Below are 14282 nucleotides of genomic sequence, written 5' to 3'. Positions count from 1 at the left end.
GTTGTTGGTTGCGGTGGTCGTGCAGTCGCGGCCAGGCACCATCCCGGTCGATTGCGGGTCACTGGTAGAGGTCGTCGATGGCCGCGCGGTGCATGGTTTCGACCGCGGACCGCTTCACTTTCATCGAAGGGGTGAGCTCCCCGGACTCGACCGTCAGATCGTGGTCTAAAAGTCGCCATTTCTTGATCGTTTCCCAGCGGTTGAGCTGTGCGTTGAGTCGGTCGACGTGCAGCCCGACCATCTCCAGGGTGGCGGGATCGGCCACGATGTCGGCGTATGTCCGCCCGGTGAGGCCGGTGGTGCGGGCCCAGTCGGTGATCACGTCGGGGTCGAGCGTGATGAGCGCGACGACGAACTTGCGCTCGGCGCCGAAGACAACGAATTGGCTGGCATACGGGCACAGCGCTTTGAACTTGGCTTCGATCGCGGGCGCGGCGACGTATTTACCGCCCGAGGTCTTGAACAGCTCCTTGAGACGGCCGGTGATCTTCAGGTAGCCGTCGACGAACTCACCCTGGTCGCCTGTGCGTAGCCACCCGTCTGCCGTTATCGCCGCAGCGGTGGCGTCGGGCAGGTTGTGGTAGCCGTCCATCACGTGCGGGCCCTTGATCTGCACCTCCCCGTCGGCGGCGACGCGGACCTCGGTGCCGGGCAAGGGCCTGCCGACGGTACCGATGCGGTAGTCGTCGAGCCGGTTGATCGTGGCGCCCGCGGCGTCCTCGGTCATCCCGTAGCCCTCGAGAATGACCAGGCCGGCCGCGTCGAACCACGTGGCGATATCGGCGTTGAGCGCTGCCGCGCCGGAGATGAAGAAGCGGATGCGCCCGCCGAAGCGGTCGCGGATTATGCGATAGACGAGCCTGTCGAAAAGCCGATGGGCGATCGCCAGGTGCGGCGGGATGGGACGTGCGTCGCGTCTGCGCTGGGCGGCTCGCCCCCCGACGCCGAAGGCGACGGAGAGCAGAGCCTGCTTGGCTCGCGACTCGGCGGCGGTACCGGTCGTCACCCGTGCGTAGGCCTTTTCGAAGATGCGCGGTGCCGCGCCCATGAAGGTGGGCTGCACGATCGCCAGGTTGTCCATGATCTTATCGACCCGCCCGTCCACGGCGGTCGCGAATCCGCAGGCCATCTGCGCCGACAGCAGGGCCCTGCCGAAGGCGTGCGACAGCGGCAGCCACAGGTACTGCAGATCGGTCTCGTCGAGCATCGCCTGCGCTCGGACCGCTTCGCCTTCGAACACCCAGGCGCGATGCAGGGTCCGGACGCCCTTGGGCCGGCCCGTCGTACCGGAGGTGTAGATCAGGGTGGCCAGCTGGTCGGCTCGGATCGCGTTCGCCGTCCGGTCGACGATGTCGGGGTGATCGTCCCTGAATGCCGCGCCGAGAGCGGCCAGCTCATCGAGGGAGAGCACATCCGCTCCATCGGCTATCACCGGGTCGAAGGCCACGACAGTCGCCAGCTGCGGCAGCTGGTGCCGGCGCTGTCGGATCTTCGCGAGCTGATGCGCGTCCTCGACGAAGACGACCCGGCACGCACTGTCGCCAAGAATGAACCCGGTGTCTTCGGCGGTGGTGTTCGGGTAGACGGTGGTGGTCGCGCCGGCGGCGCACACGACCGCGAGGTCGGCCACGATCCACTCGTAGCGGGTGGCGGAGACGATCCCGACCCGCTGCTCGGGCTGCAGGCCGAGGGCGAGCAGTCCTGCGGCCAGGTCGCGAACCTGCGCACCGACCTGCCGCCAGCTGATCGACTCCCACCGTTCGCCGCGCGGGTAACGGAACGCCTCGTGGTCGCCTCCGAGCGCGACCCGGTCGAGAAACTGCACGGCCGCGTTGACCGGCATCGACGTCAAGTCGATCGCCGCTCCGCGCTGAACCTGTGGCTCGGACGTTATCGTCGCGCTCATCGCGGCCCCGTCCCTCGCAGCCCCAGGCGGGCCGCAACGCCGCGACTGGCGACCGCACGCAGTACCCATCGCGTCACGGCCGTGCGGCGCGGCGAGTACGGATACCAGGTGAGTTCGCTGCGCAGCGTCGGGATTCGCGGCACGGTGACGGCCTGGACACGGCAATACTTGCGCAGCCCGTACGCGCCGCCGAGCCGCGCACCGACGCCGGACTGCTTCCATCCGTTGTGCGGCAGCGTGGTCGCGAACAGATTGCTGAAGACGTCGTTGACGTTGACCGCGCCCGCTTCCAGCCGGGCGGCGACCCGTTGTCCGCGGGCGTGGTCGCGGGTCCAGACGGTCGCTGAGAGCGCGTAATCGCAGTCGTTGGCCAGGCTGACCGCCTCGTCTTCGTCGGCGACCTTCATGACCGGGATCGTCGGGCCGAAGGTTTCCTCAGTCATGCAGGCCATCGTGTGGTCGACGTCGACAAGCACGGTGGGAGCGAAGAAGTTGCCGGTGATGCTGCGGGTCCCGCCGACGAGGACACGCGCGCCGCAGGCGATCGCGTCGGTGACGTGGCGATCGGCGATGTCGACCTGGTTCGCGGTGACCATCGCGCCGACGTCGTCGCCGTCCGCGGTTCCCTGGCTCAGGCTGCGGACCTTTGCGGTGAGGCGGTGCACGAACTCGTCGTAGACGGGTGCGGCGACGTAGACCCGCTCCACGGAGATGCACACCTGGCCGGAGTTGAACAGACCGCCCCAGGTGATGCCGTTGACGGCGCGGTCGAGGTCGGCGTCGTCCAGGACGATGGCGGCGTCTTTGCCGCCGAGCTCAAGGCTGTAGGGCTTGAGCAATTCGGCGCAGCGCATCCCGATTCGGCGGCCGGTCGCGGTCGACCCGGTGAACTGCACGAAATCGGCGGCTTCGACGACGGCAGCACCGGTGTCACCGCGGCCGACGACCTGGGTCAGCACCGGCGGCGCGCCGATCTCCTTCCAGCCGTCGATGAGCCGGCCGCAGGCCAGCGGCGTCTCCTCCGAAGGCTTGGCGAGCACGGCGCACCCTGCCGCCAACGCGGGAGCGGCGTCCATCAAGAACAGCGTGATCGGGAAGTTCCACGGCGTGATGATCCCGACCAGCGGGTAGGGGCTGTATCGCGTGTAGAGCCGCTTCGGCAGGCTCAACGGCCCCGCGGGTTTCACGGACTCGGCAGCGAGGTATTTGGCCGCGTGGTCGGCGTAGTGGCTGATGAACTCGCACGAGGCGATCGTCTCCACCACCGCGTCCGGTCTCACTTTGCCGGTCTCGGCCCGAAGCAGGTCTGTCAGCTCGTCAGTATGGTCGAGGATCCAGGTGCGCCAGCGCCGCAGCCAGTCCGCCCGGGCTCGCGGGCCGGATTCGGACCACTCGGTCTGCGCGCGGCGCAGGTGCGCGGCCGCGGCGGCGACCTCCGTCGCGTCGTCGACGGCCAGCGTTGCCAGCAAGTGGTTGTCGGCGGGGTTTCGCACCGGCAAGGAGTTGGGCGCGACGAGGGTCGTCACTGGGTGTCTCCGGTTCGGGTTGATGAGGGTGTGCGGTGTGCTTCGAGTGGTCATAGGGTGCGGGAGATGATGTCTTTCATGATTTCGTTGGTGCCGGCGTAAATGCGTTGCACGCGCTGGTCGACCCACATGCGCGAGATCGGGTACTCGGCCATATAGCCATAGCCGCCGTGCAGTTGCAGGCAGTCATCGAGGACTTCCATGGCCCTGTCGGTGGTCCACCACTTGGCCATGGCGACGGTGGGGATGTCGAGGCGACCGGCGAGGTGCTCGATGATGCAGTGGTCCAAGAAGACCCGGGCGATGCGGGTCTCGGTGGCTGCTTCGGCGAGGGTGAACCGGGTGTTCTGGAACTCGAAGATCGGGCGGCCGAACGCCTGCCGCTCTTTGGTGTAGCGCAGGGTCTGCTCCAGCGCGGCCTCCATGACGGCGACTGCACCGACGGCCACGATGAGCCGCTCCTGCGGCAGCTGGCGCATCAGCTGCACGAATCCCTGTCCTTCGGCCTCGCCGAGTAGGTGCGTTTTGGGCACGCGCACGGCGTCGAAGAACAGCTCAGAGGTGTCTTGGCCCTGCTGGCCGATCTTGTGCAGCGCGCGGCCGCGGCGGAATCCTTCCCGGTGTGCCTCGACAACGATCAGCGAGGTACCGGATGCGCCCTGGGTCGTGTCGGTCTTGGCGACGACGATGATCAGGTCGGCCTGCTGGCCGTTGGTAATGAAGGTTTTGCTGCCGTTGATCACGTATTCGTCGCCGTCGGCGACGGCGGTGGTGCGGACGCTTTGCAGGTCGGAGCCTGTGCCGGGCTCGGTCATGGCGATGGCGCCGACCAGTTCACCGGTGGCCATCTTCGGCAGCCAACGCTGTTTGAGGTCCTCGGCGGCGTAGGCCAGCAGATAGTGGGCGACGATGCCGCTGTGCAGGCCCGCGCCCCAGGCAGCGTCGCCGACCTTGGCTTGCTCCTCGAGCAGAACGGCCTCGTGGGCGAAACTTCCGCCGCCGCCGCCGTACTGTTCCGGGATCGACAGGCACAGCAACCCGAGATCGCCGGCGCGGTTCCACAGGTCGCGGTCGACCTGGTGTTGTTCGGCGAAGCGGTCGCGGTGGGGGACGAGTTCGGTCGCGCAGAACTTCGCGGCGAGGTCGCGTAGTTGTTCGGTCTCCGGGGTGGACCAGGACGGCGCGGTCGGCATGGTGGTTGTTCTCCCTGGCGTGCGGATCAGCGGGTGAAGGTGTCGGCGCCTGTGGGCGTCGCTGCGCCGTCGGTGTCGGTCAGGGCGTTGCCGTACTCGGCGCGCAGCGCGGCGAAGATCTCGTCCAGCGGGAGGTCGGGGTACCAGCCGTGGTCGGTCACGTAGTCCATGTAGCGACTGCCGTCGGCGCAGTAGGGGTGCATGAGTGCGTCGTGGAGGCCGTCGAACTCGATCGGCGGGACCCCGAATCGGGCGCAGAGTTCCTTGTTGAACGCCGGCGTGGCTTTGACCCACCGGCCGTCGAGATACAGCTCGCTGTAGCCGTGGTAGACGAACAGGTCCGAGCCGCCCATGCGGGCGCGGAGGGTGTCGGTCTGCAGATGGTTGCGGACGTCGGCGAATCCGAGCCGGGCAGGGATCCCGGCGGCGCGGCAGGCGGCTGTCAGCAGGACAGCTTTGGGCACGCACCAGCCGTGGCCGCGTCGGGCGATGCTGCTGGCGCGGTAGTCCGCGGGGTCCTGCGACAGGGTGTAGGGGTCGTACCAGAGCTGGTCCCGAACAGCGGTGAAGATCGCTGTGGCTTTCGCGCGCGGATCTGTCACGGGTCCGGTCGCACGCCCGGCGAACTCTTGCACGGCGCGGTGGTCGTGGTCCAGGAAGCGTGACGGGGCCAGGAACGTGGCCAACGGCCCGGTCAACGGGCTGGCCGGCGCGAGAGGGTGAGGCGGAAGCCCGCCGACCGTGATGGGCAGAAAGGTGTTGTCCCAGCGGACGGTGTGGCCCGAAGGCACGGTCCAGGTGTGCGAGCGCGGCAGTTCGTGCAGGATCGCTTTGACTTCGAGGGTGGCGACGTGCAGGCCGATGCACTTGTGGGCGCCACCGCCGAATGGGACCCAGGCGAATCGGTGGTCCGTGTCCCCGGCGCGGACGTCGGCGAATCGCACCGGGTCGAACTGATCCGGTGCGCGCCACACGTCAGGGTCGAAGTGGTTGACCGCGCCTGCGATGGCCACGAGCGTGTCGGCGCGGATGTGGTGGTCGGCGATGGCGACGTCGCGGACGGTCTTGCGCAGGATGATCGGCACGGCGCGACGAGACGCAGCGTCTCCTTGACCACAAGATCGAGCGAGGTCAGCGATTCGAGGTCGTCGATGGCCGGGTTGCGGTCGCCTAGGGCATCGGATTCGGCTCGGGCTCGGTGCTGCCAGTCGGGGTGTTCGGCGAGGTAGTACAGGGGCGGCGCAGTGATGGTGAAGGTGTCGTGGGCCGCCATCATGAGGAAGATCATGTGGCTGACGATGTCGGCGTCGCTGACCTGCTCGCCGTCTTCGGTGCGGGCGCTGCACGGCCCGGCGAACAGGTCGTCACCGTCGCTGGTTCGGGCGTACGGCAGGTGCCGGGTGAAGTGGTCCTCGAGCAGGCGACGTCCGGTGATGCCGGCCCGATACCGGGTGCCGGGCAGTGGGGCTCGGATAATGGCGCTGGCGGCGCTGACACTCGCGACGAAGGCGTTGTTGATCGCGTCGGTGTCCTCGCGCCCGCCGCGCCTGCCCATGAAGACGTCGGTGGCGATGTCGAGGGTCAGCGCCTTGAGCAGCGGATAGACGCGGGTCGCAGCGTCGGTTGGCCAGTCGGCGACCGGGGCGCGCACGGCGGGGCTGACCTTCCGCGTGTAGCTGGTCAGGCGGGGCCGGGTGAACGCCTCGTGTGTGATGCGGCGGTGCATCTTGTGCTCGTCGAAGCTCATCAGCATCGGGCCGCGGTGAAAGAACGCATCGATCAGACAGGTCCAGCCGGATTGGGAGGACGCTTTCGCGTCGGTGGTCAGGGCCTGCTGGGTGGCTTCGGCGCCGGAGATGACGACCACGCGGGTGCCGAGGGCGCCCATCCACGACACCGGCCCGGACCGCTGGTAGCGGTCGCGAGTGAACTGGCATCCGAAGCGGATGTCGTCCAAGGTGTGACCGAGCAGCACAAGACCGGCGTCGCCGGGCACGGGCGGCGGGCCGGAGCCGGGCGGCGGGCCGGAGCCGGGCGGCGGGTCAGCCAGCGTGCGGACGGGCCCGGAGCGGCTGACAGATCGGATTCCGGACTCGACGCGCTCGGGCAGCGGCACCAGAAGCACCGAGGACAGTCGCTGCCGAAACTCGCGGGCCGGGTTGACGATCGTCCTGGTCATCGGGCGGCGGCACCTGCCTTCCACGTAGGCCAGCGCGCGAACGGGATCGCTGGCGGCGAACGCGGCAGTCGAACGCCGAGTCGGTTCAGCCCGACCGGCACGCCAAGCCGGCGCACCGGGTGGGCTGCGGACTGCCACGCCTCCGCCAATACTTACATTCATTCCAGTCTTGTCAACCTATTGACGAGAAGTGCGGAATCGTCAACTCTTGCGTCTGGGTTCGCCGCGACCTGTCAGGCGACACTTTCGCCCGCCTCTTGCCGGCCGATGTGTTGGGCTACAGCCGCGAGGTGGCGATGTCGTCCAGGCGCAGGTACCGCAACGCGACGAGGGTGATACGGCGGGAGGTGCCCTCGCGAGTGTCGTCGGGCAGGACCAGGTGGCTGACCGTCAGGCGCACCAGGGCGTCCACGCCGTCGGCCACGTCCACGGGGGCCAGGTCCGGAAAATGGTCGGCGAACCAGGTGACCAGGGCGGCCGAGGCGGTGTGCAGCATCGAGTGCGAGGTCGTGAGTAGTGGCAGCATCCCCGTGCCACCACCGCGGTTTGCGTCGCTGCGCCCGTCCCCGCCACCTGAGGCCTCGGCACTGTCTCGGTTTGAGGTCAGGACCGCTTTGAGTAGCGGGCTCCGTTCGGCTTCGTCGAGGGTGTACGCCACGGCAGCAAGAATTGCTGCAGCAGCGTCCTCGGCGTGCTCCTCAAGGGTGGTCGTGATGCCGGCGAGGAACCGTTCGGCTTCCGCGACGAGCATCGCGTCGCCGAGCCCCGCCTTGTCGCCGAACTCCTTGTAGATGGTGGGCCGCGACACACCGACGATCTCGGCGATCTCGCTGAGGCGGACGCGATCCCAGCCCTTCTCCACGGTGAGTGCGTGCGCTGTCAGCAGCACCCGCTCGCGCATGTGCTGCCGGAACGACTCGCGCAACGACCCGCTGCCCACCCCGCAATGCTAGACAAACCTGGGCCGTCGTCAGCGCAAGGACACCGTAGCCGGCCACCCGTCCGTGTCACGAGCTGAACACCGGCTCCAATCCTGTCGCCTCATTGACAGTTCTTGGGTCATCGTCAATGGTGTCCTGGTGACCGACGGTACACACAACCGCCCTGCCCGGGACGCGCGAGCCGGTGCCGAGACGACGGTCGCGAGCGTTGAGCAGACTGTCGATCCGGTGATCGCCAGCTGGGCCGCGGCGTTCCAGCCCGTCGAGGACGGCCAGCTGTTCGCGCCCCACTCGCCCGGCTGCGTGGGATGCGGGCCCGACAACCCCCACGGGCTGCACCTGGCGGTGCGTCGCCGCGGCAGCGGCGTTCAGGCCGAGCACACCTTCGACGACCGCCATACCGGTGCACCGGGGGTAGCTCACGGCGGTGCCGTGGCCATGGCCTTCGACGACCTGTTCGGGTTCCTGCTCTACCTGATCGGCGAGCTGGCCGTGACGCGCGACTTGCGCGTCAGCTACTTGGCGCCGGTCCGGCTCGGCGCCCGGTATGTGCTGCGCGCGGATCACGGCGAACGTGTCGGTCGGCGTCTGCCCGTCTCGGCCGCGCTGCGCAACCTCGACGACATCGTCGTCGCAACGGCCGAGGCCACCTTCGTCGTGGTCGACACCCACCACTTCACGAGGGCCGCGGGCGGATGACGAAACGCACAGAGCAGGCGTCGACCACCGGCGACGCGGGTGACCATCTGCTCCTGGAGGTCCTGCTGTCCCAGCACGGGCCGGCGGGCCCGTACGCTGCCTACCGGCGCCTGCGCGAGATCGCACCGATCCACGTCAGCGCCAGCGGTGTCGTCGTCCTGAGCCGATTCCGTGACTGTGACACCGCCCTGCGCGACCGCGCCCTGGGCAAGGCCGACGAGTCCCTAGGTTTCCGGCTGTCATCGGTCCCAGCCGAGCTCGCCGAGCGCGCGATGCACCGATTTCGGCGCACCATGCTGTTCCGCAACCCACCCGATCACCACCGGCTGCGCACCCTGGTCGCCGACGTGTTCACCGCCCGCCATATCCGCGAGATGCGCGGCGCCGTGGTTAACACCGTCGAACAGTTGCTGGACCACATCGCCGACAAGCGCGAAGCCGACCTCGTCACCGACCTCGCCCTGCCGTTGCCCGTGTCGGTCATCGGGGATCTGCTGGGCCTGCCCCCGGACGGACGCGCTGCCGCCGCAGCCTTGGTACGCGACCTCATGGCACCGCTCGAACCGGCCGCCGACGCCGCCGCCGTCGAACGCGCCGCCATCGCCGAAGACCACCTGGCCGACTACCTCGGTGACATCCTCGCCGGCAAACGGCGCCGCCCCGGCGACGACCTGCTCAGCCGCCTCGCGACCGCCCGCGGCCGCGACACCCTCGATCACGACGAGTGCATCGGCACCGCGATCCTGCTCTTCGCCGCCGGCTTCGAGACCACGACGAACCTCATCGGCAACGGCACAGCAGCACTGCTCGCCCACCCGGACCAAGCCGCCAAGCTCCGCGCCGCACCCGATCTCGCCGCCAACGCGGTCGAGGAGCTGCTGCGCTGGGACGCACCGGTGCAGACCAACGGCCGTACCGCGCTGACCACCACCACGATCGGCGACACCGCCATCGAGCCCGGGCAGGTCGTGTTGATGCTGCTCGGCTCCGCGAACCGCGACCCGGACCGCTACGCCAACGCCGACCAGCTCGACCTCGGGCGGCCCAGCCCCTCGCCGCTGTCCTTCGGCGGCGGCATCCACTACTGCCTGGGCGCCGCCCTGGCACGCATGGAGGGCGCCGAAGCCCTTTCCCGCCTGCTGACCCGCTTCCCAAACCTGACAGCACGCGACGAACCGACCTGGCGCGCCGGCCTGTCCTTTCGCGGTCTGACCTCGCTACCCGTCCACGCCGCCTGATCGCCGATCACAACTCGCGATCCCAGATCACCGACAAAGGGGCACCCGTGCCGCGCGCACTACTGACCGACTACCCGCACCTGATGGGCGGCCACTGCGGCTCCGCGGCGCTGCGCGACCTGATGCAGTGGCACCGCCTCGGCTGGGACGGACCACCCAGCGAGGGTCTCGTGTTCGCTCTCGGCGGATCTCTCGATTTCCACTACGTGCGATCCAGCACCCTCATCCCGCCCGTCTACCTCGTCGGCCGCGGCAGCGATCTCGAACTCGACCTGATCCACCGCCTCGGCGGCCACGCCGCCCTGCGGTCCACCGACGATCCCGGGGCGGGCTGGCAGCACGTGCGCGACCAACTCGACCAAGGGCGCCCGGTGCTCGCGTGGGCCGACATCGCCGAACTTCCCTACCTGAGGGTGCGGCTGCGCATGAGCCGCCACGACATCGTCCTCATCGGCTATGACGACGAGCAGCAGGTCGTTCACGTCGTCGACAACGACCGCGCAGACACCCAACTGGTGACCTTCGACGCCTTGGCCCGAGCGCGGTCCTCCACGTCTTTTCCCGAGCCGACACGGCACACGACCTACGACATCATCTGGCCCGACAACCTCCCGGACCTCGGCGTCGCCCTCGCCGACGCCTTCCGCCGCAGTGCGCAGGCCATGACGACGAGATCGCCCTCCCCGCCCGGGTTCACCACCGTCGGGTCCGCGCATCCCAGCGTCGCGGCAGCAGGGCTAGCCGGGGTGGCGCTGTTCGTCGAGGACTTCATGCGGTGGCCTGACATCTTCCACCCCGCGGCCCTCGACCTCACGCTGCGCTCCTTCGCGGCCTTCGTCGAGAAAGCGGGAACCGGCGGCGGACTGTTCAGGAAGCTGCTCGCCCAAGGCGCCCACGACGCGAATCTGCACCTGCACAGCAGCGCTGTCGCACAGGTAGCGGCGGCCGCGTCAGACGCCGCGGCAGCATGGACCGCAGCGGCGAACGCAGCGGCGACCGCAGCGGCGGCCGCAGCGGGGTCTGCGGCCGATCTCGCAGAAGGCCACGCGATCGCAGCAGACGAACTACAGCACCTACCCGCCCTCGAAACATTCCTTCGCGATTGTCTGGCCCACGCCGCCACCGACCTCACCGCTTGAACGCCGTTCGCGCACAGAAGGCGAGAACAACCGCGGGCTGTCTCGGCCGTGCGCGCATGAAATGGCCACCTCTGCCCCTGCCCCTGCCACCGTCTCTGCCTCTGCCTCTGCCTCGGGGCCCTCTGTCGATGATGCGGCGCCACGCCGCAGCCGCACTGCAGCGACACTGCAGCGCGGCGACTCGTCCCGTCACCCGAGCGATCTGCGTCGACAGCGGCCGGCACCGCATCCAGCATCACTGACATTAGCTGCCTATTTGTCAGCGCACTTGACACACGGCAGCATTTCGTCGCAAGCTGGTGGCTGCCCGGAGGCCGCTCGCCCGCCACGGACCGACGCGACTACACCGACGCGACTACGCAGCCGACAAGACACACCTCGGGAGTTGTCATGGCAACCGTCACCTTTGTCTCGCACGATGGCGAGAAGTACGAAGCGCCCTTGGTCGAGGGTCACTCGCTGATGCAGGTCGCCGTCAACGAGGCGATCCCCGGCATCGACGGCGACTGCGGCGGCGAAGCCGCCTGCGGCACCTGCCACGTCATCGTCAACCCGGAGTGGTCGGCGCTGGTCGGCCCGAGCGGTGACGTCGAGGAGGAGATGCTGTCGATGAACCCTGAACGGCAGTCGACGTCTCGCTTGTCTTGCCAAATGGCAGTCCGCGCTGACTGGGATGGATTGACCGTCCAGCTGCCCGAATTCCAGATGTGACGAGCAACCCACGCAGAGAGCCAGGTGAGCATGATGAGGATCCCGGACGCAGTCAGAATCCCGGACGCAGTCAACACCGGCATTCGAGCCGCCGTCCCGATCGACCGTGTCATTCAGGCCGCACACGCCTATGACAAGGTCCGTCGTTGGGTGACCGGCACGAACGGCACGAAGATGTTCGTCGAGCAGCCGCTGCCACCGGTCGAGGACCTCGACCTGCTCGACATCGATGTAAGCAACCCCTTCCTGTATCGGCAGGGACTGTGGGAGTCCTACTTCGCGCGGCTGCGGAAGGAAGCCCCGGTCCACTACCAGGCCAACAGCCCGTTCGGCCCGTTCTGGTCGGTCACCCGCCACGCTGACATCATCGCCGTCGACAAGAACCACGACGTGTTCTCGGCCGAGCCCTTCATCATCATCGGCACCCCCCCGCGCTTCCTGGACGTTGCGATGTTCATCGCGATGGACCCACCCAAGCACGACCAGCAGCGTCAAGCCGTCCAGGGTGTCGTCGCACCGAAGAACCTCCGCGAAATGGAGGGCCTCATCCGCGAACGGGTCCGTGAGGTGCTCGACAGCCTTCCGGTGAACGAGCCATTCGACTGGGTCAGGACGGTCTCCGTCGACCTGACCGCGCGCATGCTCGCCACTTTGCTGGACTTTCCACTTGAGCAACGGCACAAGCTGGTGCAGTGGTCGGATCTCGGCGCATCGATGGAGCAGGCCAACGGCGGCCCCTCAGACAACGACGAGGTCTTCCGCGGGATGCTCGATGCTGCCCGCAGCCTGAGCGCGCACTGGCACGACAAAGCCGCTCGCAGAGCTTCCGGCGAGGCGCCCGGCTTTGACCTGATCAGCATGCTTCAGGCCGACGAGAGCACCAAGGACCTGATCAACCGGCCGATGGAGTTCATCGGCAACCTGCTCCTGCTGATCATCGGCGGTAACGACACCACCCGAAACTCCATGAGTGGCGGGGTGCTGGCGCTCAACCGGTTCCCTGACCAGTTCGACAAGCTCAAGGCCAACCCCGACCTGATCCCCAACATGGTCTCGGAGATCATCCGCTGGCAGACACCGCTTGCCTATATGCGTCGCGTCGCGAAGAAGGACACCATTCTCAACGGTCAGTTCATTCGCAAGGGCGACAAGGTCGTCATGTGGTACGCCTCAGGCAACCGTGACGAAACGCAATTCGAGCGTGCCGACGAACTGATCATCGACCGCAGCAACGCCCGCAACCACGTCGCGTTCGGATTCGGGGTGCACCGGTGCATGGGTAACCGGCTCGCCGAACTGCAGCTGCGCATCCTTTGGGAAGAGCTGCTCCCCCGCTTCGACAAGATCGAGGTCGTCGGCGAGCCCGAGTACGTGCAGTCCAACTTCGTCCGCGGCATCAGCAAGCTGCCGGTCCGCCTAACGCCCAAACCTGGCGAATGACCGAGCCGAGAGCGGTCATCGTCGGGGCAAGTCACGCCGGTGCCCAGCTGGCCGCCAGCCTGCGAAAAGAGGGCTGGGCCGGCGAGGTTGTGCTCGTCGGGGACGAGTCGGCGTTGCCCTACCAGCGTCCGCCGTTGTCGAAGGCCTACCTGGCCGGCCAGCACACCCTGGACGAACTGGCCATTCGCAACGCCCAGTTCTACGCCAAGCAGCGCATCGAACTGCTCGACGCCCGGGTCGAGTCAATCGACCGGGACCGCAGCGAACTCGTGCTCGGCACCGGAGAATCGCTGCGATTCGACTCGCTCGCGCTGTGCACTGGCTCGCGTCCGCGGCGGCTGCCCATCCCGGGCGCCGAGCTGCAGCACGTGTCCTACCTGCGCACGGCTGCCGACGTCGAGGGCATCCGGGCGGTCGCGGGACCGGGCCGTCAAGCCGTGATCATCGGCGGCGGTTACGTCGGGCTCGAGTGCGCAGCGTCACTTCGCAACCTCGGGCTGGAGGTGACCCTGCTCGAAGCGGCCGAGCGCGTCCTGGAACGCGTCACCGCACCCGAGGTCTCGGCCTTCTTCACCAGAATCCACCGCGATGAGGGCATCGACATCCGCACCGGCGCCCTGGTCGTTGGCCTCATCGGCGACACCCGGGTGCGCGAAGTAGTGCTGACCGGCGGCGAATCGATTCCCGCCGATCTGGTCGTCATCGGTATCGGGATTGAACCGAATACCGAACTCGCCGCCGCGGCCGGGCTAAAGGTCGACGACGGAGTGCTGATCGACCCCCGGGGCCGCACCAGCGACCCCGCCATCGTGGCCGCGGGCGACTGCACCCGCCAATACATCCCCCGCTACGGCCGCAAGATCCGCCTGGAGTCCGTCCCGAGCGCCACCGAACAGGCCAAGATCGCCGCAGCGACCCTATGCGGCAAGACAAAGGAGATCTCCGCGCTGCCATGGTTTTGGTCCGACCAGTACGACCTCAAACTCCAGATCGCTGGACTCAACGCCGGCTATGACGACATCATCCTCAACGGAGACCCGACCCGCGATCGCGACTTCGTCTGCTACTACTTCCGCGACAACGAGATGATCGCGGCCGACTGCATCAACCGCCCCCGCGACTTCATATTCAGCAAGCAGACCCTCGCCCGGGGAACGCCGATCGACCAAGCCGAGCTGGCGGGACTGTCCAACTAACGGCACCTCTCTGGCCACGGCGGCTTGACACAGAGAGGTGCTGGCCGGACAGCCCCCGGCGACCGCCTTGACAGCAGGCACAGAGCTGCTGCGCCTCCCGTTCGACCATCCGAC

At 67.9% G+C, this 14282-nt stretch carries 11 protein-coding genes and 1 pseudogene; 6 read left to right on the top strand and 6 right to left on the bottom strand.

All coding sequences use genetic code 11. From position 1 onward, the window contains the following. Positions 1-58: 58 nt before the first annotated feature. The 6 genes and pseudogenes from ACTHMS_RS23385 to ACTHMS_RS23360 form a co-directional block, all read right to left on the bottom strand. The gene (locus tag ACTHMS_RS23385; RefSeq protein WP_440309056.1) at positions 59-1906 is read right to left on the bottom strand and encodes an AMP-dependent synthetase/ligase; all 1848 of its coding nucleotides are present in this window, start codon (positions 1904-1906) and stop codon (positions 59-61) included. Continuing rightward, positions 1903-3432, bottom strand: coding sequence for an aldehyde dehydrogenase family protein (locus ACTHMS_RS23380; RefSeq protein ID WP_440309055.1), 1530 nt, complete (start codon positions 3430-3432; stop codon positions 1903-1905). The genes ACTHMS_RS23385 and ACTHMS_RS23380 overlap by 4 nt, the downstream gene beginning before the upstream one ends. A gap of 50 nt (positions 3433-3482) precedes the next feature. After that, complete coding sequence (locus ACTHMS_RS23375) at positions 3483-4625, bottom strand: acyl-CoA dehydrogenase family protein (RefSeq protein ID WP_440309054.1); 1143 nt, start codon at positions 4623-4625, stop codon at positions 3483-3485. A 26-nt stretch (positions 4626-4651) separates the two neighbouring features. Next, a complete protein-coding gene (locus tag ACTHMS_RS23370) occupies positions 4652-5323 on the bottom strand; it encodes a transglutaminase domain-containing protein (RefSeq protein WP_440309053.1) in 672 nt (223 codons plus the stop codon). Further along, positions 5320-6804, bottom strand: a pseudogene (locus ACTHMS_RS23365) (cytochrome P450). Before ACTHMS_RS23365 ends, ACTHMS_RS23370 begins: the two are co-directional and overlap by 4 nt. Positions 6805-7081: 277 nt before the next feature. Continuing rightward, positions 7082-7705: a TetR/AcrR family transcriptional regulator gene (locus ACTHMS_RS23360; RefSeq protein ID WP_440309112.1), complete on the bottom strand. Its 624-nt coding sequence runs from the start codon at positions 7703-7705 to the stop codon at positions 7082-7084. 268 nt (positions 7706-7973) lie between these two features. On the opposite strand from ACTHMS_RS23360, the gene ACTHMS_RS23355 reads away from it, so the two are divergent. From ACTHMS_RS23355 to ACTHMS_RS23330, 6 genes are all read left to right on the top strand, one after another. Next, positions 7974-8444: a PaaI family thioesterase gene (locus ACTHMS_RS23355; protein ID WP_440309052.1), complete on the top strand. Its 471-nt coding sequence runs from the start codon at positions 7974-7976 to the stop codon at positions 8442-8444. Continuing rightward, the gene (locus tag ACTHMS_RS23350) at positions 8441-9682 is read left to right on the top strand and encodes a cytochrome P450 (protein ID WP_440309051.1); all 1242 of its coding nucleotides are present in this window, start codon (positions 8441-8443) and stop codon (positions 9680-9682) included. The genes ACTHMS_RS23355 and ACTHMS_RS23350 overlap by 4 nt, the downstream gene beginning before the upstream one ends. 47 nt (positions 9683-9729) lie before the next feature. Beyond that, complete coding sequence (locus tag ACTHMS_RS23345) at positions 9730-10821, top strand: BtrH N-terminal domain-containing protein (protein WP_440309050.1); 1092 nt, start codon at positions 9730-9732, stop codon at positions 10819-10821. 390 nt (positions 10822-11211) lie between these two features. Then, positions 11212-11532, top strand: a complete 321-nt coding sequence (locus tag ACTHMS_RS23340; protein WP_440309049.1) for a 2Fe-2S iron-sulfur cluster-binding protein — start codon at positions 11212-11214, stop codon at positions 11530-11532. 33 nt (positions 11533-11565) lie between these two features. Further along, on the top strand, positions 11566-12972 hold the full coding sequence (locus tag ACTHMS_RS23335; protein WP_440309048.1) for a cytochrome P450: 1407 nt from the start codon (positions 11566-11568) through the stop codon (positions 12970-12972). Next, positions 12969-14168, top strand: coding sequence for an NAD(P)/FAD-dependent oxidoreductase (locus ACTHMS_RS23330; RefSeq protein ID WP_440309047.1), 1200 nt, complete (start codon positions 12969-12971; stop codon positions 14166-14168). Before ACTHMS_RS23335 ends, ACTHMS_RS23330 begins: the two co-directional genes overlap by 4 nt. Positions 14169-14282 lie beyond the last annotated feature (114 nt).

Source organism: Jatrophihabitans sp. (genome assembly GCF_051960575.1).
Lineage (GTDB): Bacteria > Actinomycetota > Actinomycetes > Mycobacteriales > Jatrophihabitantaceae > JBQCEE01.
The sequence above is the reverse complement of the archived record's forward strand: the minus strand, read 5'-3'. Positions and strand labels throughout refer to the sequence as shown.

Coding starts and splice junctions, on each gene's coding strand:
- ACTHMS_RS23385 (WP_440309056.1), bottom strand. CDS start 1,906: ATGAGCGCGACGATAACGTCCGAGCCACAGGTTCAGCGCGGAGCGGCG.
- ACTHMS_RS23375 (WP_440309054.1), bottom strand. CDS start 4,625: ATGCCGACCGCGCCGTCCTGGTCCACCCCGGAGACCGAACAACTACGC.
- ACTHMS_RS23360 (WP_440309112.1), bottom strand. CDS start 7,705: ATGCGCGAGCGGGTGCTGCTGACAGCGCACGCACTCACCGTGGAGAAG.
- ACTHMS_RS23350 (WP_440309051.1), top strand. CDS start 8,441: ATGACGAAACGCACAGAGCAGGCGTCGACCACCGGCGACGCGGGTGAC.
- ACTHMS_RS23340 (WP_440309049.1), top strand. CDS start 11,212: ATGGCAACCGTCACCTTTGTCTCGCACGATGGCGAGAAGTACGAAGCG.
- ACTHMS_RS23335 (WP_440309048.1), top strand. CDS start 11,566: ATGAGGATCCCGGACGCAGTCAGAATCCCGGACGCAGTCAACACCGGC.
- ACTHMS_RS23330 (WP_440309047.1), top strand. CDS start 12,969: ATGACCGAGCCGAGAGCGGTCATCGTCGGGGCAAGTCACGCCGGTGCC.